The 24,566-nt window shown below is 64.5% G+C and carries 21 protein-coding genes; 8 read left to right on the top strand and 13 right to left on the bottom strand.

All coding sequences use genetic code 11. The features are described from left to right. Window positions 1–16: 16 nt before the first annotated feature. From OKW37_RS15000 to OKW37_RS14990, 3 genes are read left to right on the top strand one after another with little or no spacing between them, the layout of a single operon-like run. Window positions 17–1,183, top strand: a complete 1,167-nt coding sequence (locus OKW37_RS15000; protein ID WP_184022680.1) for an ABC transporter ATP-binding protein — start codon at window positions 17–19, stop codon at window positions 1,181–1,183. Beyond that, window positions 1,180–2,112, top strand: a complete 933-nt coding sequence (locus OKW37_RS14995) for an ABC transporter permease subunit (RefSeq protein WP_184056787.1) — start codon at window positions 1,180–1,182, stop codon at window positions 2,110–2,112. The genes OKW37_RS15000 and OKW37_RS14995 overlap by 4 nt, the downstream gene beginning before the upstream one ends. Then, entirely contained in the window at window positions 2,109–2,927 is an 819-nt protein-coding gene (locus OKW37_RS14990) for an ABC transporter permease subunit (RefSeq protein WP_429405614.1), read from the top strand. Before OKW37_RS14995 ends, OKW37_RS14990 begins: the two co-directional genes overlap by 4 nt. 247 nt (window positions 2,928–3,174) lie before the next feature. Here the strand turns inward: OKW37_RS14990 and OKW37_RS14985 are convergent, their stop codons facing one another. Further along, window positions 3,175–4,665, bottom strand: coding sequence for a flavin-containing monooxygenase (locus tag OKW37_RS14985; RefSeq protein WP_184056779.1), 1,491 nt, complete (start codon window positions 4,663–4,665; stop codon window positions 3,175–3,177). Between the two features lie 212 nt (window positions 4,666–4,877). On the opposite strand from OKW37_RS14985, the gene OKW37_RS14980 reads away from it, so the two are divergent. After that, window positions 4,878–5,546, top strand: coding sequence for a TetR family transcriptional regulator (locus tag OKW37_RS14980; protein ID WP_429405617.1), 669 nt, complete (start codon window positions 4,878–4,880; stop codon window positions 5,544–5,546). A gap of 93 nt (window positions 5,547–5,639) precedes the next feature. Here the strand turns inward: OKW37_RS14980 and OKW37_RS14975 are convergent, their stop codons facing one another. The 3 genes from OKW37_RS14975 to OKW37_RS14965 all read right to left on the bottom strand — a co-directional run bounded on the left by OKW37_RS14975 (window position 5,640) and on the right by OKW37_RS14965 (window position 8,791). Then, window positions 5,640–6,824, bottom strand: coding sequence for a tetratricopeptide repeat protein (locus OKW37_RS14975; RefSeq protein WP_429405619.1), 1,185 nt, complete (start codon window positions 6,822–6,824; stop codon window positions 5,640–5,642). A 161-nt stretch (window positions 6,825–6,985) separates the two neighbouring features. Next, a complete protein-coding gene (locus OKW37_RS14970; protein WP_018417715.1) occupies window positions 6,986–7,666 on the bottom strand; it encodes a PspA/IM30 family protein in 681 nt (226 codons plus the stop codon). 459 nt (window positions 7,667–8,125) lie between these two features. Next, window positions 8,126–8,791, bottom strand: a complete 666-nt coding sequence (locus OKW37_RS14965) for a hypothetical protein (protein ID WP_184056770.1) — start codon at window positions 8,789–8,791, stop codon at window positions 8,126–8,128. Window positions 8,792–9,350: 559 nt separating this feature from the next. On the opposite strand from OKW37_RS14965, the gene OKW37_RS14960 reads away from it, so the two are divergent. After that, on the top strand, window positions 9,351–11,852 hold the full coding sequence (locus OKW37_RS14960; RefSeq protein WP_429405622.1) for a penicillin-binding protein 1A: 2,502 nt from the start codon (window positions 9,351–9,353) through the stop codon (window positions 11,850–11,852). An 82-nt stretch (window positions 11,853–11,934) separates the two neighbouring features. Here OKW37_RS14960 and OKW37_RS14955 read toward each other — a convergent pair whose 3' ends face one another. Further along, complete coding sequence (locus OKW37_RS14955) at window positions 11,935–12,294, bottom strand: hypothetical protein (protein ID WP_143037174.1); 360 nt, start codon at window positions 12,292–12,294, stop codon at window positions 11,935–11,937. Window positions 12,295–12,309: 15 nt separating this feature from the next. Beyond that, window positions 12,310–13,065 carry a hypothetical protein gene (locus OKW37_RS14950; RefSeq protein ID WP_090805330.1) on the bottom strand — a complete coding sequence of 252 codons (756 nt, stop codon included), beginning with the start codon at window positions 13,063–13,065 and terminating at the stop codon, window positions 12,310–12,312. 343 nt (window positions 13,066–13,408) lie between these two features. Between OKW37_RS14950 and OKW37_RS14945 the strand changes: the two genes are divergently transcribed. Next, a complete protein-coding gene (locus OKW37_RS14945; protein WP_429405624.1) occupies window positions 13,409–13,738 on the top strand; it encodes a DUF2489 domain-containing protein in 330 nt (109 codons plus the stop codon). Window positions 13,739–13,913: 175 nt separating this feature from the next. Here OKW37_RS14945 and OKW37_RS14940 read toward each other — a convergent pair whose 3' ends face one another. The 3 genes from OKW37_RS14940 to OKW37_RS14930 are packed head-to-tail and all read right to left on the bottom strand — an operon-like array spanning window position 13,914 to window position 19,767. Next, on the bottom strand, window positions 13,914–15,479 hold the full coding sequence (locus tag OKW37_RS14940; protein ID WP_429405626.1) for an efflux transporter outer membrane subunit: 1,566 nt from the start codon (window positions 15,477–15,479) through the stop codon (window positions 13,914–13,916). 14 nt (window positions 15,480–15,493) lie between these two features. Then, window positions 15,494–18,622 (bottom strand): efflux RND transporter permease subunit, encoded by a 3,129-nt coding sequence (locus OKW37_RS14935; protein WP_429405628.1) that lies wholly within the window; start codon window positions 18,620–18,622, stop codon window positions 15,494–15,496. Next, window positions 18,619–19,767: an efflux RND transporter periplasmic adaptor subunit gene (locus OKW37_RS14930; protein ID WP_184056748.1), complete on the bottom strand. Its 1,149-nt coding sequence runs from the start codon at window positions 19,765–19,767 to the stop codon at window positions 18,619–18,621. The genes OKW37_RS14935 and OKW37_RS14930 overlap by 4 nt, the downstream gene beginning before the upstream one ends. A 218-nt stretch (window positions 19,768–19,985) precedes the next feature. Here OKW37_RS14930 and OKW37_RS14925 point away from each other — a divergent pair, with 218 nt between their 5' ends. Further along, window positions 19,986–20,603 (top strand): TetR/AcrR family transcriptional regulator, encoded by a 618-nt coding sequence (locus OKW37_RS14925; RefSeq protein WP_090805323.1) that lies wholly within the window; start codon window positions 19,986–19,988, stop codon window positions 20,601–20,603. A gap of 85 nt (window positions 20,604–20,688) precedes the next feature. Here the strand turns inward: OKW37_RS14925 and OKW37_RS14920 are convergent, their stop codons facing one another. Beyond that, window positions 20,689–20,901, bottom strand: coding sequence for a hypothetical protein (locus tag OKW37_RS14920; protein ID WP_184056745.1), 213 nt, complete (start codon window positions 20,899–20,901; stop codon window positions 20,689–20,691). Window positions 20,902–21,171: 270 nt separating this feature from the next. Between OKW37_RS14920 and OKW37_RS14915 the strand changes: the two genes are divergently transcribed. Continuing rightward, window positions 21,172–22,230 (top strand): LysR family transcriptional regulator, encoded by a 1,059-nt coding sequence (locus tag OKW37_RS14915; RefSeq protein ID WP_429405630.1) that lies wholly within the window; start codon window positions 21,172–21,174, stop codon window positions 22,228–22,230. Window positions 22,231–22,261: 31 nt separating this feature from the next. Here OKW37_RS14915 and OKW37_RS14910 read toward each other — a convergent pair whose 3' ends face one another. From OKW37_RS14910 to OKW37_RS14900, 3 genes are all read right to left on the bottom strand, one after another. Then, window positions 22,262–22,492 carry a DUF2795 domain-containing protein gene (locus OKW37_RS14910; protein ID WP_184003893.1) on the bottom strand — a complete coding sequence of 77 codons (231 nt, stop codon included), beginning with the start codon at window positions 22,490–22,492 and terminating at the stop codon, window positions 22,262–22,264. A gap of 191 nt (window positions 22,493–22,683) precedes the next feature. After that, the gene (locus OKW37_RS14905) at window positions 22,684–22,938 is read right to left on the bottom strand and encodes a hypothetical protein (protein WP_090805320.1); all 255 of its coding nucleotides are present in this window, start codon (window positions 22,936–22,938) and stop codon (window positions 22,684–22,686) included. A gap of 216 nt (window positions 22,939–23,154) precedes the next feature. After that, window positions 23,155–24,492, bottom strand: coding sequence for a C45 family autoproteolytic acyltransferase/hydolase (locus OKW37_RS14900; protein WP_429405632.1), 1,338 nt, complete (start codon window positions 24,490–24,492; stop codon window positions 23,155–23,157). Window positions 24,493–24,566: the final 74 nt, after the last annotated feature.

Below are 24,566 nucleotides of genomic sequence, written 5' to 3'. Positions count from 1 at the left end.
GTGAAGCAGCATTATGATGAGTAGTGACCAGCCGGGCGCGCTGGCCGGGACGGCGGTGCCGTCGACGGGCTCGAACGCCGTGACGGGCGACGCAGCGGAGCAGTTCATCCAGATCGTCGATGTCGTGAAGAAGTTCGGCGAGACCGTCGCGGTCAAAGGGGTCAATCTGACGGTGAAGAAGGGCGAGCTGTTCGCGCTGCTCGGCAGCTCGGGCTGCGGCAAGTCGACCCTCCTGCGCATGATGGCCGGGCTCGAAACCGTGACGTCGGGCAAGATCCTGATCGATGGCGAAGATCTCGCGCAACTGCCGCCGTATCGCCGGCCGGTCAACATGATGTTCCAGTCGTACGCGCTCTTTCCGCACATGACTGTCGAGGCGAACGTGGCGTTCGGTCTCAAGCAGGAAGGCGTGCCGAAGGCCGAGCTGAAAGATCGCCTGCACAACGCGCTCGAACTCGTGCAGATGGGCCGCTTCGCGAAGCGCAAGCCGCATCAGCTGTCGGGCGGGCAGCAGCAGCGCGTTGCGCTCGCGCGCTCGCTCGTCAAGCGGCCGAAGCTGCTGCTGCTCGACGAGCCGATGTCGGCGCTCGACAAGCAGATCCGCCAGCGCACGCAGATCGAGCTCGTCAACATTCTCGACCAGGTCGGCGTCACCTGCATGATGGTCACGCACGATCAGGAGGAAGCGATGACGATGGCCAACCGCCTCGCCGTGATGAGCGAAGGCCAGATCGTGCAGCTCGGCACGCCGCATGAAGTCTACGAGTACCCGAACAGCCGTTTCTCGGCGGAATTCATCGGCTCGACCAATCTGTTCGAAGGCCGCACGGTCGAGGACGAGCCCGATCACGTGTTCATCGAAACGCCGGATCTGACGTGCCATTTGCACGTCAATCACGGCATCACCGGTCCGCTCGGCATGCCGGTGACGATCTCGGTGCGCCCCGAACGCATCGCCCTCACGCGTAAGCCGCCGGAGGGCGCCTACAACTGGGGCAGGGGCGTCGTCACGAATATCGCGTACATGGGCGGCTATTCGCTGTATCACGTGAAGCTCGACGGCGGCAAGACCGTGATCGCGAACGTGACGAGCCTGGCGCTCACTGAAATCGATCCGCCATCCTGGGGCGACGAAGTCTACGTGCGCTGGAGCGCATCGGCCGGCGTGGTGCTGACGTCATGAAAGAGGCGCTTTCGTCGTTTTTCGCGTGGCCCGTGCGGCGTCTGAAGTTCAGGGGACGCACCGCGGTGGTGGCGGGGCCGTTCATCTGGCTGCTGCTGTTCTTCCTCGTGCCGTTCCTGCTGGTCGTGAAGATCAGCTTCGCCGATTCGCAGCTCGGCATTCCGCCGTACACGCAGCTCGTCACCTTCGCGGAAGGCGCGCTGCACATCACGCTCGATCTGTCGCACTACGCGTTTCTGTTGACCGACAGCCTGTACTTCGCGACCTATGTGAATTCGGTCGTGGTCGCGGCGATTTCGACCGTGCTGTGTCTGCTGATCGGCTATCCGATGGCGTACTACATCGCGCGCTCCAATCCGGCCACCCGCAACCTGCTGATGATGGCCGTGATGCTGCCATTCTGGACCTCGTTCCTGATCCGCGTGTACGCATGGATCGGCATTCTGAAGAACAACGGGCTGCTGAATAACTTCCTGATGTCGGTCGGCCTGATCCATTCGCCGATCGAGCTGTATCACACGAACACGGCGGTCTATATCGGCATGGTCTATTCGTACCTGCCGTTTCTCGTGATGCCGCTGTACGCGCATCTCGTGAAAATGGACCTGACCTTGCTGGAAGCCGCCTACGACCTCGGCGCGAAGCCGTGGAAGGCGTTCTGGCAGATCACGCTGCCGCTGTCGAAGAACGGCATCATCGCGGGCTGTCTGCTGGTGTTCATTCCGGCGGTCGGCGAGTACGTGATTCCCGAGTTGCTCGGCGGCGCGAACACGCTGATGATCGGCCGCGTGATGTGGAATGAGTTCTTCGACAACGCCGACTGGCCGATGGCGTCCGCCGTCACATGCGCGATGGTGTTGCTGCTGCTGGTGCCGATGGCGCTGTTCCAGCATGCCCAGGCGAAGGCATTGGAGGAGGGCCGCCAATGAAGCCGAATCGCATGCTGCAGCTGATCGCTCTGGGCATCGGCTTTCTGTTTCTGTATATCCCGATCGTCAGCCTCGTCGTGTATTCGTTCAACGAATCGCAACTGATGACGGTGTGGACGCGCTTCTCGACGCGCTGGTACGCGGCGCTGTTGCAGGACGGCGAGCTGATCACGTCGGCGTGGCTGTCGCTGCGTATCGGCCTGCTCACGGCGTTCGCGTCGGTGATCATCGGCACGTGGGCCGGCTTCGTGCTCGCGCGCATGGGGCGCTTTCGCGGCTTCACGCTGTACACCGGCATGATCAACGCGCCGCTGGTGATCCCCGAAGTGATTCAGGGTATCTCGCTATTGCTGCTGTTCATCGAAATGGCGCGCTGGATCGGCTGGCCGGCCGAACGCGGCATCTTCACGATCTGGATCGGTCACGTGATGCTGTGTATTTCGTACGTCGCGATCATCGTGCAATCGCGCGTGCGCGAACTGCATCCGTCGCTCGAGGAAGCCGCGCTCGACCTCGGCGCGACACCGCTGCGCGTGTTCTTCTTCGTCACGCTGCCGCTGATTTCACAGGCGCTGGTGTCGGGCTGGCTGCTATCGTTCACGCTGTCGATCGACGACGTGGTGCTGTCCGCGTTCCTGTCGGGTCCCGGTTCGACGACCTTGCCGCTCGTCGTGTTCTCGCGCGTGCGACTTGGTCTGAACCCGGAGATGAATGCACTCGCGACGCTGTTCATCGCGGTCGTCACGGTCGGCGTCGTCGCGGCGAACTTCTTCATGCAACGCGCGGAGCGCAGGCGGGCCGTGCTGGCGGTTTGAGCTTGCGCGACGCGCGGGCATCGCGCGCGACGCGTGATCGAACTGGAAATCGCGGCCCTCACTTCTTCTGACGATAGCGATGATCGAGTCCCTTCTGCGCGTGTTGGACTGGCAGCCGCTCTATCGGCTGTGGGAACTGATCGTGATCATCGTGAAGTTTCTGTGGGAGCTGTTGCAGTTGCTGAGCGGTGGCGGGTAACGAATGCGCCGGCCCATGCCCGCGGCGCCGGATGGCCATTGTGCGGACTCAACGCGCGAAGCGGTAATCCTGCGGCCGCACGCGGCGCGTACGCTTGCGAAAGCTGAACGTGAAGCCGGGCCAGATCGCGGTGACTTTGCCGCTCTGCGTTTGATACCAGCTGTGGCAGCCGCTCGTCCACACCGCGTGCCGCATCTCCTGTTGCAAACGCGTGTTGAAATCGCGCTGCACGTCGGCGCGCAAGGTCATCGTGCGCGCATTCTGTTTGCGCAGCACGCGCAGGCAATCGCCGATATACCGCAGTTGCGACTCGATCATGTAGATCATCGAGTTATGGCCGAGCCCCGTGTTCGGGCCGACGATCATGAAGAAGTTCGGGAAGTTCGCGATGCTCGTGCCGAGATAGGCCTCGGGGCCATCGCGCAGCCATAGCGTGCTGAGGTCGGTGCCGTCGAGGCCGGTCACTTCGAACGGCGCGGGCACGTCGTTGACCTGGAAGCCGGTGCCGCAGATGATCGCGTCCGCGTGGTGGTGCACGCCGTCGTCGGTCACGATGCCATCCGCGACGATCTCGCGGATACCGCTCGTCACGACGTCGACGTTCGGCTGACAGACGGCCGGGTAATAGTCGCTCGACAGCAGCACGCGCTTGCAGCCGAGCCGGTAGTTCGGCGTGAGCTTCGCGCGCAGCGCCGGGTCCTTGACGCGTCGCTGCAGATAGCTGAGACCGAACTTCATCGGCATCTTCATCAGCTTCGGATTGACGACGAACGCGATCCCACGCGACTCGAGCTGCCAATAGATCGCGCTGCGAACGAAGCGCTGCGTGAACGGCAGCGTACGGAACAGCCATTGCGCGCGCAGGCCGATCGGCTTGTCGCGCTTCGGCATCACCCACGGCGCGGTGCGCTGGAACAGAGCCAGATGCGCGACACGCGGCTGGATTTTCGGCACGAACTGGATCGCGCTCGCGCCGGTGCCGATGACCGCGACGCGTTTGCCGTCGAGCGGATAGGCATGATCCCAGCGCGCCGAATGGAACAGCTTGCCCTCGAAACGTTCGATGCCGGCGATGCGCGGCAGCGCGGGACGCGACAGCGGACCGTTCGCGGCGATCAGCACGTCGGCCTCGACGATTTCGCGCGCGCCGTTCGTGTCGAGCTCGACGAGCCAGATCTGCCGCGCTTCGTCGAAGCGCGCGGCGCTCACTTTCGCATTGCAACGCACGTAGCGATCGACGCCGTACTTGCGCGCGCAGTGCTGCAGATACGCGAGAATTTCGGCCTGGCTGCTGAACGAGCGCGACCACGCCGGATTCGCCTCGAACGAGAACGAATAGAGATGCGAGGGGACATCGCAGGCCGCGCCGGGGTAGGTATTGTCACGCCACGTGCCGCCGATGCCGCTCGCGGCCTCATAGACCGTAAACGACGTGATGCCCATTTGCTGCAGACGGATGGCCATGCCGATGCCGGCAAAGCCACTGCCGACGATCGCAATGCGCAGCGCGGTGGATGAAGCGGAAGGGGCAGGCGTCACGGCGGTCTCCGGCACGGGGCGAAAGCGGCGGGTGAAACGATAGCGGCTACGGCGCGCTGGACTCGCGCGGCGCGACGGGCAGGGGCGAAATCGCGCGTCTACAGCTGTCTACACACGGCTTAACGCGCAGGGTAGACAACTGTACACATCGCGTCAAGATCGTTTAGAGTGCAGCTATTAAACGCGCATACCGCGCGACGATTGAACGCACGATGACGACCGTCCCCGAAGCAGCGTCCGTCGCCGGCCCGCAGTTGCCGCCCGGCAAGCGCAAGCTGATCGAAGCCGCGCTGCGGTTGACCGCCGGCGGCCGCAGTTTCGCGAGCCTCGGCTTGCGCGAGCTCGCACGCGAGGCGGGGCTCAATCCGAACACGTTCTACCGCCATTTCAGCGCGCTCGACGAGCTTGCGCGCGAAGCCGTCGCCTCGGTGAGCCGACGGCTTCGGCCGATGCTGCGGCGCGAGCGCTGGCTCGCCGCGCACAACGAACCGCACAGCGTGCCGCGGCGCGCGTGCGTCGCGTTTTTCGCGTTCGCGCTCGCGAACCGCGAGGCTTTCCTGAGCGCGCTGGCCGAATACCACGGCACGTCGCCGGCTTTGCGCGAAGCGGTGCGCGCGAACCTGCACGAGGTGTCGGCCGAGATGGCGGACGACGTCGTGCAGCTCGAATTGATGCCGCGACTCGCGCGCGAGACCGTCGACGAAGTCTGCACGCAGATCGTGCTGCAACTGTTTCATCTATCCGCTGAATACATCGATGCGAACGCCGCGCGCCGCGACGCATTGATCGATTACGCGGAACGTTTCATCGTGCGGCTGTTTGCGGGGGCGGTCGTGCTCGCGCAGCACGAGGGTAGCCAGGCGGAGTCGGCGCGGGCCTGACCTGAACGAAGGCGGTACACAAAACCGGCAGGCAAAAAACAGGCTCCGCGAAGGAGCCTGTCTTTTCATTCGACGCGGATCGATCGGGTTCGATCAGGTATCGGTCCAACCGCCGGAATCGTCGTTGCTGCCCATGTCGATGCCGCCGCCGCTGCCGTCATCGTTCCAGTCGTTCGAACCCTGACCGAAGTCGAGGCCGCCGCCGTTTCCGCCGTCGTTGCCGCGCCGGCGCAGTTCGTCGGGGTCGACGACCACGTCGCGCTCGACTACTCGGTCACGCCCGTGACTGAGCGCCTCGCCAAGCAGCACGCCGGTCAGCAGGCCGCCCATGCCGCCACCCATGCCACCGCCTTGCTGCACGATGACCTGCGGCTGCTGCTGATAGGGACCCTGTTGCGGATAAGGCGCTTGCGGGTTGCCGAAGCGCTCGGCTTCCTGCGCGTACGTCGATTGCTGAGCGCTGCCCACGGACGCGGCGGTCGGATCGGGCCGGCCGTCGGCGCGCGCGCGCAGGCTCGCGATGCGCTGCTCGAACTCGTCGAGTGCATAGGGCGGCAGCGGATTCTTGCCGTTCGACAGCGTTTCGACGGCGCCGCGCAACTGTTCTTCGGTCGCTTCGACGTCTTTCTCGAGCAACTCGTGACCCGGCGCGGCGGATAGCTTCACGTCGAGCTTGATCGACCGCACCGTGTTGAGCATGTCGGTGGCGCGCTTCAATTGCGCGCGGCGGTCCTCGTCGGCGCGCGTGTCTTCCTGGCTGCGCGCGCGGCGCAAGGTCCAGCGCAGCACGAGCGCGATCACCGCGATCAGAACAATGATACCGATCCACATACCCACCCCCGGACCATGCCGTTGTTGCGCTTGCGACATCATCGCCGACTGTTGCTGCACAGCAGGCGCATTCTGCTGCGCGAACGGATTCGCGGCGTGACGGGTGACGTTGCCGCCCGCGCGTTCCGCGTCGCGGCGCAGGCGCGCTTCGGTTTGCGCGAAGCGGCTCGGGTCGGTGAAGCGGATCTGCGGATCGAGCGTCTTTGCCTGTTGGAGCTGCGCGAGCGCGTCGGCGGAACGGCCTTCGCGATCGAGCACCTGGGCGTACAGATAGTGCGCGTGTGCGTTGTTCGGATGCGCTTGCAACACTTCGGTGAGGCCGGCGTCGGCCTGCTGCCAGTTGCCCTGCGACATCGCCGATTCGATTTGCTGAGCGGTCGGCACCGCGAACGCCGCGGCCGACACGAGCAGCAGCGAAGCGAAGGCGGTTGCGAAAAGTTTTTTCATTTGCGGACCGGGCGGGGCGCGCCCGTCTCCATCAGTCGATTGCGGTGGCTGCCTGTGGCGGCCGGTATGCCGGTGCGTTCAGAAGCGAGCGCACCGGCATGTACTGCTACTGCTGTCATTGCTGGGTGTACTTGCTGCGAGGAAGTACAGGCATCCAGCATTTACTGCGCCGGCGTATTGAGCTGCTTCTTCAGCGCTTCGAGCCGATCGTCGACGGACGGCCCGCGGTTCAGATCCGCGAGCTTGTCGTCGAGCGCCTTGCCGCTTTTCTCGTCGGCGGAGTTCAGACGTGCGTCGGAACGCGCGTTCGACAGCGCGACTTTATCTTCGAGCTTCTGGAAATCCTCGGACAGGTTCTTGCCGCCGATGCCGCCGAGTGCGGTGGCCGCGGTATCTTTCGCCTGCGCGATCTGCTGCTTGGCTTGCAGGATGTTCGAGCGCGCGTTCAGGTCGTTGCGGCGCGTGCGCATGTCCTCGATCTGGCTCTTCAGTTGTGCGACCGACGGCTCCAGCGAAGTCAGTTCTTTGGTCAGCGCATCGCGTTCGGCTTCGGCCGTGGCCTGCGCACCGAGCGCTTCACGCGCGAGCGCTTCGTCGCCGGACTGCAGCGCACGGCGAGCACCGTCTTCATACTTCTTCGCCTTGTCCGCGGCAACATCGCGCTTGCTTTGCTGGGTGGCGACCTGCGCCTGAATCTCGATCAGCGAGTTTTCGGCCTTGCCGATGCTGTCGTCGAGTTCGCGCACGATCTGGCGCGAGTCGCGCGACGGATCCTGCACCGAATCGGCCGCATCGTTCAAAAGACCTTTGAGCGTGCGCGAAATGCTGTCAAAAAGCGACATGAAAACCTCCAGAGAATGTGAGCGGCGCCGACGATGCGTGCGCGCCTGACTGCCTTGAACTACTGCTACTTTACGCCGCCGTGCGCCATGCTGCGCAACGTTCGGACCGGAGTTCGGGGCGCACTTGCCAATTGCAATAGCGCGGTCCGTTTTTGTTGAGGCGCAATGCCGGTTGAGGATTGCCTCGATGATGGAAAGCCGCGATGGGCATGGACTTGACGGCGGATATTACACCACCGGCTGTCTTAAAGATGGCTTAATCGATGCGGCTACCCGAAGGCTCGAACGATGCGCGAAAAGCCGCTGTTTGCGGTGTGGGCGGGCGTTACCGAGCGGCGTTTCACGCAGGTGTCACTGATGTAACGATATGCAACGGGGACCCGTTGCGTACGCTCGCCTGCATCGCTCGGATGCAGTGATTGCGGCTCGGTGCGCAGTAATTTACCGTCACGCTTTGCGTCACGCGAAACGGCCGCCTTCGGCGCTCGGGTCGCTGTGCGGTTCGTCGTCGTCGGAGTCCTGGTCGTTGGGACGGCGCTTGAGTGAGTTGCGCAGACGCGCCGACGTGCCGGGCAGCCGTTTCGACGCGGCGTTGTCGATTGCGTCCGCTTCGGCGTTTTCCGCGTTTTCGGCGGCTCGTGCTGCCGTCAGACGCGCGACGGCTTCGGCGGTGGCCGCGGCCTGTTCGTCCTGCCCGGCGGCGAGCGCGGCGGCGACGCCCGCGGGAAGCAGCGGGGCGGGGGCATCCACAGCGTCGGTCACGGGAGCGGGGCGACCGGCTTGCTGCATCGAGGGCGAAGCCACGGCATCGGCCGCGCCGGCAGCCGCCGGAGCCGCCGCGTCTTTCTCATCCGCTTGCAGCGCTACCGGCAGCGCGGCGCGCGCATAGCGCGTACCGCGCGCGACGCGCTGCAGCGCCGCGTTCAGCGGATCGGGCGCGCGCGGCGCGCGCAGCCGGTCGACGATGCTCGCGGCCTTGACCTGTTCGCTGGTCGCGCCGAAGCTCAGCACCGCGCGCCGCATCAGTTCACTCACGCTGATGCCCAGATCCTCGGCAGTCGCGGTGATCGCACGTTTCTGCGCGGTCGTGACGAATACGACGATGCGCTCACTGGGCTTGGACATGATCGACTCGCAGTCTTGTTAGCATGGGCGGATCGGCGCGTGCCTTCGGATACGGTGTCGGAACCCGTCATCGGAACTGCCGTTGGATCCCGCCGTTGGGGTCCCCATCGCGCGCATCGAGGGACGCGCGCGGGGTTCATCATATGACGAGTTGCGCCGCCACGGAACAAGCGCGGTGCGAAAATCCCGTGGCATCAACGAGTTGTAGTGTTTGCGGCCGGTTTGTCCACAGCCCTTTCAACAGAAAATGTTGATAACCCCGCATAAGCTGCGCGTCGCGCGCACGCTGCAATGCGCGCTGCGCGAAATTACAGACCCTTACCAGGAAAAGGCGGCCGGCAAAGGGAATTCTTACAAAAAAACTGCCTTGGACCGCTGCCGATTTCTTTAAAATGCGCTGTTACGTTGCGCCGGACATGGTCCGTGGCGTGCCGTGCGGCCAGCCGGGGGCAAGGTCCGCAGGGCGGCGTACGTCCCTGCCAGGATGTCGAACACGACCCATGCGCGCGCCACGAGCGCGTGCAGACAGGCGCGCAGTTGCGGGCCCATTATTCCAGTCATGCCAATCATCAAACGACCGCATTCCTCGAACTCTCCGGCCGGTGAAGACCGGGACTCCCACCAACGCACCCCTGGACGCAATGCCGCTTCGCGTGAGCCCGGGCGCGGCCGTCGTTCGATCGGCGCGTCGCTCGTGCTGTGGTTCTTCGGCCTGATCGCGACCGTCGTCGTGGTCGGGGCGCTGATCGTCGGCTATGCGCTCGTCGTGATGGGGCCGCAATTGCCGTCGCTCGACGCGCTGACCGACTATCGCCCGAAAGTGCCGCTGCGCGTCTACACCGCCGATCACGTGCTGATCGGCGAATTCGGCGAGGAGCGGCGCAGCCTCGTGCGCTTCCAGGACATCCCCGACCAGATGAAAAAAGCGGTGCTCGCGATCGAGGACTACCGCTTTTACGAACACGGCGGCGTCGACTTCGTCGGCATCCTGCGCGCCGGTTTCGCCGACCTTGCGCATGGCGGCGCGTCGCAGGGCGCGAGCACGATCACGATGCAGGTCGCGCGCAACTTCTTCCTCTCCAGCGAGAAGACGTACACGCGCAAGATCTACGAGATGCTGCTCGCGTACAAGATCGAGCGCGCGCTGACGAAAGACCAGATTCTCGAGCTGTACATGAACCAGATCTATCTGGGCGAGCGCGCGTACGGCTTCGCCGCGGCCGCGCGCGTGTACTTCGGCAAGGACCTGAAGGACCTCACGCTGGCCCAGGCCGCGATGCTCGCGGGCCTGCCGAAGGCGCCGTCCGCGTATAACCCGGTCGTCAATCCGAAGCGCGCGAAGATCCGTCAGGAGTACATCCTGCGACGCATGCTCGAGCTGAACTACATCACGCAGCAGCAGTACGACCAGGCCGTGAAGGAAGAGATTCACACGAAGAATCCGGGCAACGAGTACAGCGTGCACGCCGAGTACGTCGCCGAAATGGTGCGGCAGATGATGTACGCGCAGTACAAGGACGAAACCTATACGCGCGGCCTGAACGTGACCACCACGATCGATTCCGCCGATCAGGACGCCGCGTATCGCGCGGTGCGCAAGGGCGTGATGGACTACGAGCGGCGCCACGGCTATCGCGGACCGGAAGGCTTCGTGCAGTTGCCCGAGGCGGGCGATGACCGCGACCAGACGATCGACGACGCGCTGACCGATCACCCGGACAACGGCGAGATCATCGCCGGCGTGGTGACGGACGCGAGCCAGAAGCAGGTGGCCGCGCAACTGGTCGACGGCACCCAGGTGACGGTGTCGGGCGACGGCCTGCGCTTCGTCGCCGCGGCGCTGAGCCCGCGCGCGAACGCGACGCTGCGCATCAAGCCGGGTTCGATCGTGCGCCTCGTCGCCGACGACAAGGGCAACTGGCAGATCACGCAGTTGCCGCAGGTCGAGGGCGCGCTCGTGTCGCTGACGCCGCAGGACGGCGCGATCCGCGCGCTGATCGGCGGTTTCGACTTCAACAAGAACAAGTTCAACCATGTAACGCAAGCGTGGCGGCAGCCGGGTTCGAGCTTCAAGCCGTTCATCTATTCGGCGGCGCTCGACAAGGGGCTCGCACCGGCGACGATCATCAACGACGCGCCGCTGTACTTCCCGCCGAGCACGCCGGGCGGCGACGCGTGGGAGCCGAAGGACGACGACCAGCCTGATGGTCCGATGTCGATGCGCCTCGCGCTGCAGAAGTCGAAGAACCTCGTGTCGATCCGCATCCTGTCGTTCATCGGCACCAGGTACGCGCAGGACTTCGTCACGCAGCGCTTCGGCTTCGACGCCGACAAGACCCCGCCGTATCTGCCGATGGCGCTGGGCGCGGGCCTCGTCACGCCGCTGCAGTCGGCGGGCGCGTACTCGGTGTTCGCGAACGGCGGCTACCGGATCAATCCGTATCTGATCAACGAAGTGACCGACGCGCGTGGCGTGGCGATCTCGCGCGCGCAGCCGCTCGTCGCTGGGCACGACGCGCCGCGCACGCTCGAGCCGCGTAACGCATACATCATGAACAGCCTGTTGCACTCGGTCGCGACCGCGGGTACGGGCGCGGGCACCAACGTGTTGAAGCGCTCGGACCTGCAGGGCAAGACCGGTACGACCAACGACGCGAAGGACGGCTGGTTCGCCGGCTATCAGCAGTCGCTGGTGGCGGTTGCGTGGATGGGCTACGACCAGCCGAAGAGTCTCGGCAGCCGCGAATTCGGCGCGCAGCTCGCGCTGCCGATCTGGGTCGAGTACATGCAGCGCGCGCTGCGCGGTGTGCCACAGGCCGAGCCGCAGCAACCCGACGGTGTGACGGTGATGAACGGCGAGCTGTTCTTTACCGACAAGTTGCCGGGGCAAGGCTTCGTCGCGAGCATCGGTCTCGATTCGGGCAATCCGATGGCCGGCGCGACCGATGCGGTGGGCGGGGTCGGCCCGGCGGGCATGACGCCGCCGGTGGTGCCGCCGCCGAGCGTGTCGACGACCGAGAAGAAGCAGATCATGGATCTGTTCGAATCGAACAAGCCTTGATGTCTCGGATGGCGGGTGCGCGGGGGGCCGCGGATTCTTAAGCGATACGGGCACCGGCCCGCTCTCGCCGCATACCGTCATGTCAGCGGCGAAACACCTCGACGCGAGGCACATCGTCGGAAAAAGCGGACTGAAGTGCCCACTCCTCGTAGCGTTTCGCGCCGGCAAGATGCTCTGATAACTTCATGGTCAGATCATGCCAGGCTGAATCGCCTTCCGGCACGGTCATGGTACGGCCATCGTCTAGCCGGACGAGCAATACGATCGAATTTCCAATCCATTGTTCTGACCGCGTAGCGACGATTTCGCAAATATCTTCCCAGGCAATCTGTTGCTCGCCTTGCTGATTTGTCACGACGAGACCCTTATCGCTCAGGGATAGAGCGAAGGAGAATCTGCGTGACGGCAGGCGTCCTAGCAGCCAGGAGTTGATCCGGCTCATTATCATGTCGTAGCTCTATTTCCATTTGATTGGGGCGAGGCGCCAGATATTCTCTGCGGCCTCCTTGCCGACATGGTGGCCGAGCCAGCTCGCCATCATTCCACCGGCAATACCCCCCAGCACAATTGCCCCGCCTTCCGCCAACTCTCCTACGACCGGAATCATCAACGATGGCGCGGCCCATGTGCCAGCCCATGCCGCGCCAGCCGCCGCACCTGCCCACATGCCTCCCGTGCCCGCTGCCAATCCACCGATGGCTCCTGCAAATTCCTCAGTCGCTACTCGCGCTTTGTCCTTCTGCGGCGCTTTCTCGATGACTACGCCGACGGCAACAATCTCAATCACGATGCCGGCGGACCCAGCCATCCGGCCTACAAATGCGATACGGTTAACGACAGACCGCGTTTTGCCGACGCTCAGCAGAACCGCTTCTATATTGCCTTTTTTTCGAAGCAGGGTGTCCAGGGTTGGCAAATTTTTGGATGGTTTGAGCGCCTCAGAGTAAAAGCGCCCGAATGGACTTAGACGCCTGCGCATTTCAATCACCAAACCGTTGCGTTGCACTTCGACCAATTGTCTGGCTTCCTCGTGAGTGATATTCCCACGCTGAAGGAGTCGCTTGGCCTGTTGCTGAATTACGGAATTCGTCTTGTCATAGATGTGTCTTGCATATCCGTCCCAAGCCATATTCGCGGCGACGGGAAACTGAATGTTAACTACATCTGAAACTTTAGCTGTATAGCTGTATCGTGTTCTACTTTGATCTGCCATTATCTAACTCGCATTGAGAAAATCGAAAATCTTGCATAGTCTATATGGCGAATCATCCTAAAATTGCGGCGATAGCTACCGTGACCTAAGCGCACTGTGCGCGGCAACCGTGACTCAAAGCAGTGCGCGGGTAGCCCAAAACTGGACGGAAAGGAAACGCACGAAAAAAGTATGAGCAAGTGTTAAATAACGGGATGCAGATCCAACGCAAATCATCGTCATGACCTCGGATATTGATGATATCTCCAATCGAGAGCCCTTTTTCGCGATTCTGATACAGTTCTATTCACCACAGACTCACGATGGGCGTCCGATCGATCTTTGAAATAGACAACGGTTTGAAATGAACGAAAGTGAAACCTTTGAGCGTCGCCGTTTAGTGGCAGTGGCACAGGCAATGTTGGACGGCAATCTATTCGTTCTTGAAGGGGCGGCGCAGCTACTCGCTCTTAAGAATCAGTTAGACGGGATTGCCGATCGCGATCCGGACTTTGATGTCTTCGTCGTCATTCGATCAGAGACCGATCATTTGCCTTTCGAAGCGCAACGGTCGCAGTGGCTATCTGAGGCGCTTGCTCGTCTTGAGCCCGAGTTCAAAAGCTCGCAAGAGTGGGCAAGTTCTTTCGCGCCTCAAGCATGCATCGATCTGATAGCACGATTCAGTGATCGATAAACACCGTTGAGGCGCTGCAGAGCACGTGTCCTGTGGCTTGCTTCTGATTCGTTTCGCACCGTACAAACAAATCGTATTAGGTTCAATGCGTTAGTCCGTTGTTCAGACAGTTTTCAACAGGCTCATCAACACGAACTGGGGATAAGTGCGCCGCGTTCCGTACGGAATCCGAGATTTAGTTGGATGTCGCCGTGTTCGTCGTCCCAACCGATGCAGGCGCAGAAGCCGAAGTCGCCGCAGCCGATGATGCGCCTGCCTGATCAACCAGCGGATTCCCCATCGCCTGAAACAACGCCGCCGTATCCGTCAGCCGCGCGCTCATATAGCGGATCTCATCGAGCTGCGCGTTGCGCCATTGCTGCTCGCTCGAACGCGTCGCGGCGACGGGCAGCGCGCCGAGCCGATAGCGCGCCGAGGTCTCGTTGAACACGCCCTGTGCCGAACGCGCGGCGACGTTCGCGGCATCGAGCGACTGCGCGTCGTGCTCGAGTGAGGCGAGCGTGTCGGCGACGTTCTGAAACGCAGCCAGCACGGTCTGTTTGTACTGCGACACGCTCGCTTCATACGTGTGCTGCGCCGCGCGGCGCTGCGCGAGCAGCGCGCCGCCGTGAAACAGCGGTTGCGACAGCGACGCGCCGATGCTCCAGATGGCCCCCGCACCGGACATCGCGACCGGCCAGCTAAACCCGCCTTGTCCCATCGATGCCGACAGCGACAGACTCGGGAACATCTGCGCGGTGGCGACGCCGACATCGGTCGCAGCGGCCTTCAGCGCGGCGTCGGCGGCCTCGATGTCAGGCCGCGTGCGCAGCAGCTCCGACGGCACGACCACCGGCACCTGCTCCGGCACATGCAACTGCGCGAGATCGATGTCGTCGGGCGCTGCATCGGGTGTGCGGCCAAGCAGCACCGCGAGCGCGTGACGCGTAGTGAGCCACTGTTGCTTCAGCGCCGGCAGACTCGCCGACACGCTCGCCGCGCTCTGCTGCGCGTTCAGCAGATCGGCATGCGATACCGCACCGAGCGCGAAGCGCCGCTCGGTATCGCGCGCCTGATCGTTGGCGAGAACCACGAGCCGCTCGGTCGTATCGATCTGCGCGTGCAGCGCGGCGCTCGTGATCGTCGCGGTCACGATGTTCGCGGCGAGCGCGCGCCGCGCCGCCTCGAGCTGGTAGACCTGCACGTTCACGCGCGCGGCGAGCGCCGCGTTCGCGAGACGCGCGGCGCCGAACAGATCGAACGTGTAGTGCGCCTGCAACTGGCCGACGAACACGTTGTACAGAAACGTGTTCGGTCCGATCTCGGGGATCGCGAGCGCGCGATTGCGGGTGGCCTGGCCGCCGGCGTCGATGGTCGGCAGCAGCGAGCTGCCGACCTGCGCGCGCAATTGCTCGCGCGCGGCGGCGAGGCTGCGGTCGGTCGCGTCGAGCGTCGGACTATTGCGCAGGCCTTCGTCGACGAGCGCGTTCAGCGCATCCGAGCGGTACAGCTTCCACCATTCGGGCACCGGCTGCGCGCCGGTCACGAACTGCTGCGAGACGCCCTGCGCAGTCACGGTTTGCGTCGGTAGCGGCTCGGCACCGTAGTGCGCGGGCCGCGGCATCGCGGGCGCGTCGCCGTTCGGTCCGAACGAACAGGCGCCGAGCATGCAGGTGATGCTGGCGATGCTGGTGGCAAGCGTGGTACGGGCCAGCGCGTCGAAGCGCGCGCGGCGTTGGGGGGAGAGGGCGGGAATAGTCATGCTCGTGCTCATGCTCAGTTACCCGTGTGCGTGGCGCCGGCACCGGACGGCGTCTGCGGCTCGCGCTCGTCGGCGCGTACGCGGAACGACGCGGCGTACAACGCGGGCAGATAGAACAGCGTGAGGATCGTCGCGCTCGTGATGCCGCCCATCAGCGCGGTCGCCATCGGCCCGAAGAAGTTCGAGCGCAGCAGCGGGATCAGCGCGAGCACGGCGGCCGCGGCGGTCAGCGTGATCGGCCGGAACCGCCGCACGGTCGCGCCGACGATCGCATCGAAACGCTTGTGTCCCGACGCAATGTCCTGCTCGATCTGATCGACGAGAATCACCGAGTTGCGCATGATGATGCCGAACATCGCGATCACGCCGAGCATCGCGACGAAACCGAACGGCTGGCCGAACAGCAGCAAGGTGAGCACGACGCCGATCAGGCCGAGCGGCGCGGTCAGCACGACCATCAGCACGCGCGCGAAGCTTTGCAGCTGGATCATCAGCAGCGTGAGCACCGCGATCACCATGATCGGAATCTGCGCGTTGATCGAGGTTTGACCCTTGGCGCTTTCCTCGACGGAGCCACCGATCTCGATCCGGTAGCCGACCGGCAGCGTCGCGCGGATCGGCGCGAGCGCGCGGTCCACCGCGTGCGTGACGTCGATGCCTTGCGCGCCGGCCGACACATCCGACTGCACGGTGATGGTCGGCTGACGGTCGCGTTCCCAGATCACGCCGTATTCGAGGTCGTTGCGCAGATGTCCGAGCGTGCCGAGCGGCACCGGGCCGTTGGGCGTCGGCATCGCGAGCGCGGTCAGCTGCGACGGGTCGACGCGTTCGGCGCGCGGCGCGCGCAGATCGACGCTGATCAGCTTGTCGCGCTCCCGATACTGCGTGACCGTGTAGCCGGACATCGTCATCGCGAGGAAGCTGGCGATGTCTTCGGACGTCACGCCGAGCTCGCGCGCGCGCTTCTGGTCGATCTCGAAGCGCACCGAGCGCTCGGCGGGTTCGTCCCAGTCGAACTGCACGTTGCGCGTGCCGCGATTGGCGCGCATCGTCGCGGCGACGCGTTCGGCGATCGAGCGCACGGTCGCGATGTCGTCGCCGCTCACGCGGAACTGCACCGGATAGCCGACCGGCGGCCCGTTCTCGAGGCGCGACAGGCGCGTGCGGATCGCCGGGAAGTTGTTGAGCAACTCCGGTTCGAGCCACTGCGCGAGCTTCTCGCGATCCTTGACCGACTTCGCGGTGATCACGAACTGTGCGAAGTTCGGCTGCTGCAATTGCTGATCGAGCGGCAGATAGAAGCGCGGCGCGCCGGTGCCGACGAAGCTGACTGAGTGATCGATTTCAGGCCGCCCTTTGAGAACCTGTTCGAGGCGCTGCGCCTGGCGCAGCGTTGCATCGAACGACGCGCCTTCGGGCAGCCGCACATCGACCAGCAACTCCGGCCGGTCCGAGCTCGGGAAGAACTGCTGCGGCACGAGCGAGAAGCCGGCCATCGCGAGCACGAACAGCAGCACGGTGATCGCGAGCACGACGAAGCGCCGCTCGATGCACCAGCCGATCCAGCCGCGCAAACGCGTGTAGAAGCGCGTGTCGTAGATGTCATGTTCGTGATCGTCAGGCTCGTGCGCATGGCGCTTGCGCTCGGGCAGCATGTGATAGCCGAGCAGCGGAATCAGCACGACCGCCGCGAGCCACGACGCGATCAGCGCGATCGCCGACACCTCGAAGATCGAGCGCGTGTACTCGCCGGTGCTCGACTTCGCGAGCGCGATCGGCAGGAAGCCGGACACGGTGACGAGCGTGCCGGTCAGCATCGGAAACGCGGTGCTGGAGTACGCGAAGGCCGCGGCGCGCGTGCGGTTCCAGCCTTGCTCGAGCTTCACCGACATCATTTCGACCGCGATGATCGCATCGTCGACGAGCAGGCCGAGCGCGAGCACGAGTGTGCCGAGCGATACCTTGTGCAGGCCGATATCGAACAGGTACATGCACAGCGCGGTGACCGCGAGCACCACCGGAATCGAGATCACGACCACCATGCCGGTGCGCACGCCGAGCGACACGAGGCTCACGACCAGCACGATCCCGACCGCTTCGGCGACCGCTTCGAGGAAGTCGTCGACCGAGCGCGCGACCGCGTGCGGCATGCTCGATACTTCGACGAGATTCAATCCGGCGGGCAGCGCGGCGCGCAGTTGGGTCATCTGCTGATCGAGCGCGCGGCCGAGGCGGATCACGTCGCCGCCCGGCTGCATCGTCACGCCGATACCGAGCACGGGTTTGCCGCCGAAGCGCATCTGCGTGACGACCGGGTCGTCGTAGCCGCGCTTGATCGTCGCGATGTCGCCGAGACGCAACGTGCGGTTGTTGATGCGGATCAGCGTGTCGGCGAGCGCGCGCACGTCGTTGAACTGGCCGCTCGGGCGCACGAACACGCGGTCGTCCGTGGTGGTCAGCGTACCCGCGGGAGCGATCGTGTTCTGCGCGTTGATCGCCTGCCCAAGCTGTTGTGGCGAGATGCCGAGACGCGTCAACTGCGTGTTCGCGATCTCGATGTAGATGTGCTGATCGGGATCGCCGAAATAGTCGACCTTGCCGACGCCCGGCACGCGCACTAGCACCGAGCGTAGCTGGTCCGCGTAATCGTGCAGTTGCGCGGCGGAAAAGCCGTCGCCTTCGAGTGTGTAGATGTTGGTGTAGACGTCGCCGAATTCGTCGTTGAAGAACGGGCCCTGGATGCCCGGCGGCAAGCTCGACGCGATGTCGCCGACTTTCTTGCGCACCTGGTACCACGTCTCGGGCACCTGGCTCACCGGCGCCGAGTCCTTCATCGTGAAGAAGATCAGCGATTCGCCGGGACGCGAGTAGCTGCGCACGAAATCGATGTACGGCGTTTCCTGCAGCTTGCGGCCGATGCGATCGGTCAGCTGCTCCTGCACCTGGCGCGCGGTGGCACCCGGCCAGTACGTGCGGATCACCATCACGCGGAACGTGAAGGGCGGGTCTTCCGACTGCGCGAGCCGCGTGTAGGCGAGGATGCCGAACGCGGTGGCGAGCGCGATCAGGAATACGACCAGCGCCTGATGACGCAGCGCCCACGCGGACAGATTGAAGCGTCCTTCTTCGTGCGACGTGCTCATGAAGCGAAGTCCTCGGGATGCAGCGGCGCGATCGCGCGGACTTTCTGGCCGGCGCTCACGGTGTGCACGCCTTGCAGCACGACGCTTTCGCCATCTTTCAGGCCATCGCTGACGACGAACGTGCGCTCGTAGTAGCGCGTGACGGTCACGCGACGCAGCTCGAGCGTGTTGTCCGCGGCGCGCACGACCCACACGGCCGGTTCGCGCCCCTCGTGAAACAGCGCGGTGACCGGCAGCGTGAACACGCCGTGCTGCGCGGCCGCCGCGGCGAGCGGCACGGCCGGCGTGACGTCGGCGGTCATGCCGAGGCGCACGTCGGCGCCGGCATCGAGCAGGGTCAGACGCGCGCGCCAGGTGCGGCTCTGCGGATCGGCGGCCGGCGACAGCTCGCGCACGCGTGCGCCGAGCTTGCGGCCCGGCAGCGCGGCGAGCGTGACGCTCGCGTTCTGGCCGACCGCGAATGCGGCGAGCGCGCTTTCGGGCACGTCGCACAGCACGTCGACGTCGCCGCTCCACGCGAGGTTGTAGACGGCCTGACCCGCCGACACGTTCTGGCCCGTGTCCGCCTGTTCAGCCGTGATGACGCCCGCATGACCGGCGACGAGCGTCGTGTACTGCAGCTGGTTCTTCGCGAGTGCCGCCTGCTGCTGCGCCTGATCGCGCTGCGCGAGCGCGGACGCGTAGGCGTTGGTGGTCTGTTCGAGCTGCGCGGGCGCGATCAGGTTCTCTTTGGCCTGCGCCCTGTCGCGTTCGAGCTGCTGCTGCGCATAGACGAGGTTGTGCTGCGCGGCGTCGAGCTGCGCCTGCGTGCTCGCGGCGTTTTTCTGCGCATCGGCCGGGTCGAGCAGCGCGACGACTTCGCCGCTTTTCACCGTGTCGCCGAGCCGTACCCGCCGCTCGATGATCTTGCCGGCGACGCGGAACGACAGCGGCGTCGAATAGCGCGCCTGCACTTCGCCGGGCAGCGACGCCGCCTGCAGCGCGTGGCCGTCCGCATGCACGGCGAGCGCGACCACCGGGTGCGGCGCGGGCGCCGCGGCTTCCTTCTTCGAGCAGGCCGCGAGCGCTAGCACGCCTGCCAGCGCCAGCGCGCAGGTCTGCCTGGAGAAACCGCGGTGAGAGGATGGGGGAGACTGCTGGCGCATCGCTGACGATGCGGGAGAACCGGGACGCTTCACAATTACCCCAACTGGAGACAGCGAACGAACACGGCAAGCCGCGCGGCCCGCCAGCGAAGACCCGCATGCCGCGTCATGCTAATGGCATACAGGGATGGCTTTGAATGACGAAATGCATTCTAATACACTCATGTATCTGAATGCATGGATGGATTTGAATTCTTTTGGGTGCTAGGCTTGCGGCCATGAAACGTCAAAGACTGACAAGAGAGCAGAGCAAGGATCAGACGCGGGAGCGGCTGCTCGATGCCGCGCAGGCAATTTTCATGAAGAAGGGCTTCGTCGCGGCGAGTGTCGAGGACATCGCGGCGGCGGCTGGCTATACACGCGGCGCGTTCTATTCGAACTTCCGCAGCAAGACCGAGCTGTTTCTGGAGCTATTGCGGCGCGATCACGAAGCGATGCAGGCGGGCCTGCATGCGATCTTCGAAAGCGCGGCGTCGCGCGAGGAGATGGAGGCGCGCGTGCTGCGCTACTACAGCTCGCTGCATCGTGAGAACAAGTGTTTTCTGTTGTGGGTCGAGGCGAAGCTGCTGGCGGTGCGCGACGGCCGTTTCCGGCTGCGCTTCAACGCGTTCATGCACGAAAAGATCGAACAGTTGAGCGCCTATGTGCGCGAGTTCTCGGAGCGCGTGGGCACGCCGATGTCGATGCCGCCCGAGCAGCTCGCGATCGGCCTGATGGGTCTGTGCGACGGCGTGCAGTTCTTCTACACGGTCGATCCGCAGAATGTCCCGGCGGAGATGGCCGAAACGGTGCTGGCGGGGTTTTTCTCGCGCGTGGTGTTCGGGCGCGATGCGTAACGGTAGGCGTTGAGCCTGGAGGCGCGGATGCGCGAATGCGCGACCCGGAGGGATCGCGCATCAGATATGGTTCAAGGCGGAAAAATCATTCGACCGGCAGTCGCGCGCAGGCCTCGGCGGCGGGCGCCGCGCACGCGAACGCGTACTGGCCGCTGGCGTCGAGGAATTTTTCCCCGGCGTGCAGGGCAACCTTGATATCGGGGCAGCGCTCGTAAGCGATATAGGCCGAGCTCGCGGCGGCCGACCAGCAAACCAGCGAAAACGCGATCTTTTCCAGCAGACGAAAACGATGTGGCATGGCGGTGTAGCGGTAACTTTCTTTGGCCGCCATCTTACCAGCAAACTAGGGTTTATACCTAGCTAAAATCCACGATAGACGCCGTAATAGTGGCGCGATGGACACGCCGCGCCGAATCTGACCGGAATGTCATGTCTGGGTCAGGGTTGGGACATGTCCTATCGCTAGAATCGGTTGCGTTGGGCGGACCCGCGCGCGCCCATGCGGCGCGGGTCGACACAGGCGGCAACGGTTGCGCCGGCCCGGCTTCACCGAGGCAGGAGTGGTCCCATGAATCAACTGCAGTCGATGCGCGTGTTCGTCAAGGTGGCGGACCTCGGCAGTTTCGTCGGCGCGTCGGGCGCGCTGGATCTGTCCACCGCGGTCGTCACGCGGCACGTCGCGGATCTCGAAGCGCGGCTCGGCACGCGACTGCTGAACCGCACCACCCGCCGTCTTTCGCTGACCGAATCCGGCGCGACCTATCTGGAGCGCGTACGCCACATCCTCGCCGATCTCGAAAGCGTCGAGCAGATGGTGGTGGCGCGCAATCACGAGCCGGTCGGCACGCTGCGCATCGTCGCGCCGGTCGTGTTCGGATTGCACAGTCTCGCGCCGGTCGTGCAGTCGTACGCGGCGCGCTATCCCGACGTCGTGCCCGACGTCACGCTCGCCGACCGCCACGTCGATCTGGTCGAAGAGGGCTTCGACGTCGGCATCCTGGCTGCGCGGCACATGCGCAGCGCGAGCATCGTCACGCGGCGGTTGACGACCGGCTACATGACGGTCTGCGCGACGCCCGAGTATCTGGCGCAACACGGCACGCCGAAGCGCCCCGAGGATCTACTCAGGCATTCGTGCCTGAGCAGGCCGGCCGAGCAGGGCGGCGAGGAGCGCCTGTTCAATGGGCCGGACGGCGAAGTGCGGGTGCGGCCGACCAACGCGATCGCGGCGAACAACGCCGAGATGCTGCGGCAGTTCGCGCTGCTCGGCATGGGCGTGGCGATCCTGCCGAGCTACCTGATCGGCCGTGATCTGACAGCGGGGCGGCTCGTGCGTCTGCTCGACGCGTACAGTCTGCCGCCCATCGAAATCACGATTGCGTATCCGAGCCGGCTACATCTGCCGGCGAAGGTGCGGACGTTCATCGACCATCTGGTCGAGCATTTCCAGCCGGACAGCGCGCAGGCGCGGAATTCCCGTAGCGTGGCGCCGGCGCGGGTGGTGGCCGGTGTGAGCGGGTCCGACGCTCCGACGGCGCGCGAGATCGACGCGGTCGAAAACAGCCGCACGACGCGCCGTGTGACGCGGGTGGCGCGCGCGCGGATCGCGGCGTCGTCGCAGTTCTGACGTGTGAGGTGAGGCGAGGTTGAATCCGGGTTCAGATCCCCAGGCCCGGGCCATAGTTGCCGCCGATCAGGCGCGTGACCGACTCGATGTCGACATAATCCTGCTCCGGCATACCATCGAGCATCGCCAACACCTCGTTGCTCGCGCCGGCTTCGCGCGCGGCGTCGACGAGTGCGTCCTTGTTGGTCGGGAATTCGACTTCGCTGAGAAGATCGGCGATCTGCAGATCGATCGATTCGCCGGGGATGTCCGAGGCCGTCATGCGCATGCTCCTGGTGAGCTTGAGTTAGTCACGTCGTTATTGCTGCCACGAAAAGCCAGCGCCTCGCCGCGATGAGTTTCTCGCAGTCTGTTGCAATCCCGCGCGCACGCCACCCCTGCGTTATGACAGCCGGCGCAAACCGGGCAGGCGCGCCGTCGTAGCCGCGCCGCCGCCCGCCGTTGCGGCGGCCCTCACGTGGTCAGATGCTCGTTCTGCCCGGTCAGGCTGCGGTCCAGATGTCGGGACTTCGGCAGCGCAATATGCTCCCAGTGCTGCGGACGGCTGGCGTCGGTGCTCGACACGTCTGGGGCCGGAGGCGCGACCGGCGCGGCGTTCGCGCGTTGCGCAAGCGTGATGGAATCCGTGCTGTCCGAGGCGGTATGAACCGGCGCGGCAAAGCACGAGGCTGACAGCGTCACCATGATTAACAGTGTCGAGGTTTTCATCGCCCGACCTCCTAAAGCTCATGCGGCGCTGACAATCGAGCAAACCCTGTGCCGTCCCGCGTCGAGAGGACGGTGCAAGCCGAGGACGGCATGGCGCTGCGCGGCCCAGGCTCCTTACCATCTTAGATGGCAAATACTGCAACGCGCGCACATTTGCGACAAAACCGGATTGTAGATTCGATCATGGCACGAACAGGCGCGCGCGTCCGCCATGCGCTAGCGCAGCACATCGAAGCGCGTCCACGGCCACGACGGCCGGTCGCGCATATAGCCGTCCAGCCAGTTCCACTGCGGATGCCGCTTCATGAACGCCTGTGCGTCGAACGGCCGGCCGCACGGATGCCCCCAGCGCGCGGTGAAGGCCATCTCGCGGGCCATTTCGCTGTCGATCACCTTGCCGTCGTTCGCGCCCCACGGATTGAACGGCCCGTGATCGGTGCCGCCGAAGCGCGCGTCGTCGAGCTCCAGATGCCCGCAGATCGTGCGCGAGCACGGGTTGTCGTTGCGATCGAGATAGACGTCGTGATGATCGGCGATCATCTGCTTCGCGAGCTCGACGTCGATGCTGCCGCGATGCAGTTCCTCGAGCTGCATGAAACGCAGACGCCGCGCGCCGTTCTTGCGCACGTCGGTATAGTCCTCGCCTTCGCCGATGCATTCCTGGTTGCGGATCTTCAGATCCGTCGCGGTGTTGTAGCCGCTGTAGAAACCGTCTTTGGTGGTCTCGAAGCCCGCATAGTGCAGCCCGAGTTCGTAACGCGCGATCTCGCCGGTCTTCGTGTCGCCGAGCAGCCAACTGTTCGCGTAGCCGCCGTTGTTCGCGAGCGAGAACATGTCGCACCATTCCTTGATGCTGTTCGCATATTGCGACGCGCGCCGCGAGCGATAGAACTCGGGCGCACCGGCCGCGTTGTAGCCCGCGAAGTTCGAGATCGTCGTTTCGGTGATCATCAGGCCGGCCGCCGTGACCCAGAAATCGGTCAGGCTCGAGATGCAGCCCGGCAGGCCCTGCATCAGGATGCGGTTGCCGCGGTCGGGCACGATGTCGAACACGACGTTGAACGCGTCGCCGGCCGCATAGCGGTCCCACGAGTTGTGCGCCATCACGATGCGGCCGTCGCGCGTCGCGTTGCCGGTTGCGATGAACGCGCTGCAGTGGTGACCGCGCCGGCCGCGCCACAGTTTCGCGCCCAGATGCGGCTGCGCCTGCGCGGCGTGCGTCGGCCACCAGCTTTGCAGCAGATCCATGTAGCCGTTCCACGCGAGCACTTCAGCGAACGGCAGCTTCGCGCCGTCGGCGATGCCATGGATTTCATCGGCGAATTCGGTGTCGAGCTTGCTCGTGAACTGGCTCGTCGCGGCATTGACGAAGGTGTCGAACTCCTCCCCGGTGTCCCATTTGGCGAGATAGCGCGCGGTGCGGATCGCGTTTCTGATTTCGTCGGCGAGTAACTGGCCGTGCTGCTCGCCGCGATCGTACGGCTCGCCTTCGATATGCACGAAAATCCAGCCGGCCTGATCGCGGCGTACGGCCTCGGGGGACGGTTCGCTCATCTTCGCTCCGACGCTACGGCGGGCGCTGTCGCTGCGCCCAAGCTGGGCTCACGCGTGCCGGCCGCGTGAAGGGC

The organism is Paraburkholderia sp. MM5482-R2, from assembly GCF_050436125.1.
Lineage (GTDB): Bacteria > Pseudomonadota > Gammaproteobacteria > Burkholderiales > Burkholderiaceae > Paraburkholderia > Paraburkholderia tuberum.
The sequence above is the reverse complement of the archived record's forward strand: the minus strand, read 5'-3'. Positions and strand labels throughout refer to the sequence as shown.

Excerpts from the sequence above, each read along its gene's own strand:
- OKW37_RS14910 (WP_184003893.1), bottom strand. The coding sequence starts at position 22,492 with ATGACGGCCTCGGACATCCCCGGCGAATCGATCGATCTGCAGATCGCC.
- OKW37_RS14950 (WP_090805330.1), bottom strand. The coding sequence starts at position 13,065 with ATGGCAGATCAAAGTAGAACACGATACAGCTATACAGCTAAAGTTTCA.
- OKW37_RS14980 (WP_429405617.1), top strand. The coding sequence starts at position 4,878 with ATGACGACCGTCCCCGAAGCAGCGTCCGTCGCCGGCCCGCAGTTGCCG.
- OKW37_RS14990 (WP_429405614.1), top strand. The coding sequence starts at position 2,109 with ATGAAGCCGAATCGCATGCTGCAGCTGATCGCTCTGGGCATCGGCTTT.
- OKW37_RS14915 (WP_429405630.1), top strand. The coding sequence starts at position 21,172 with ATGAATCAACTGCAGTCGATGCGCGTGTTCGTCAAGGTGGCGGACCTC.
- OKW37_RS14905 (WP_090805320.1), bottom strand. The coding sequence starts at position 22,938 with ATGAAAACCTCGACACTGTTAATCATGGTGACGCTGTCAGCCTCGTGC.
- OKW37_RS14975 (WP_429405619.1), bottom strand. The coding sequence starts at position 6,824 with ATGAAAAAACTTTTCGCAACCGCCTTCGCTTCGCTGCTGCTCGTGTCG.
- OKW37_RS14925 (WP_090805323.1), top strand. The coding sequence starts at position 19,986 with ATGAAACGTCAAAGACTGACAAGAGAGCAGAGCAAGGATCAGACGCGG.
- OKW37_RS14945 (WP_429405624.1), top strand. The coding sequence starts at position 13,409 with ATGAACGAAAGTGAAACCTTTGAGCGTCGCCGTTTAGTGGCAGTGGCA.
- OKW37_RS14930 (WP_184056748.1), bottom strand. The coding sequence starts at position 19,767 with ATGCGCCAGCAGTCTCCCCCATCCTCTCACCGCGGTTTCTCCAGGCAG.
- OKW37_RS14960 (WP_429405622.1), top strand. The coding sequence starts at position 9,351 with ATGCCAATCATCAAACGACCGCATTCCTCGAACTCTCCGGCCGGTGAA.
- OKW37_RS15000 (WP_184022680.1), top strand. The coding sequence starts at position 17 with ATGAGTAGTGACCAGCCGGGCGCGCTGGCCGGGACGGCGGTGCCGTCG.
- OKW37_RS14955 (WP_143037174.1), bottom strand. The coding sequence starts at position 12,294 with ATGAGCCGGATCAACTCCTGGCTGCTAGGACGCCTGCCGTCACGCAGA.
- OKW37_RS14940 (WP_429405626.1), bottom strand. The coding sequence starts at position 15,479 with ATGACTATTCCCGCCCTCTCCCCCCAACGCCGCGCGCGCTTCGACGCG.
- OKW37_RS14935 (WP_429405628.1), bottom strand. The coding sequence starts at position 18,622 with ATGAGCACGTCGCACGAAGAAGGACGCTTCAATCTGTCCGCGTGGGCG.
- OKW37_RS14970 (WP_018417715.1), bottom strand. The coding sequence starts at position 7,666 with ATGTCGCTTTTTGACAGCATTTCGCGCACGCTCAAAGGTCTTTTGAAC.
- OKW37_RS14900 (WP_429405632.1), bottom strand. The coding sequence starts at position 24,492 with ATGAGCGAACCGTCCCCCGAGGCCGTACGCCGCGATCAGGCCGGCTGG.
- OKW37_RS14965 (WP_184056770.1), bottom strand. The coding sequence starts at position 8,791 with ATGTCCAAGCCCAGTGAGCGCATCGTCGTATTCGTCACGACCGCGCAG.
- OKW37_RS14995 (WP_184056787.1), top strand. The coding sequence starts at position 1,180 with ATGAAAGAGGCGCTTTCGTCGTTTTTCGCGTGGCCCGTGCGGCGTCTG.
- OKW37_RS14920 (WP_184056745.1), bottom strand. The coding sequence starts at position 20,901 with ATGCCACATCGTTTTCGTCTGCTGGAAAAGATCGCGTTTTCGCTGGTT.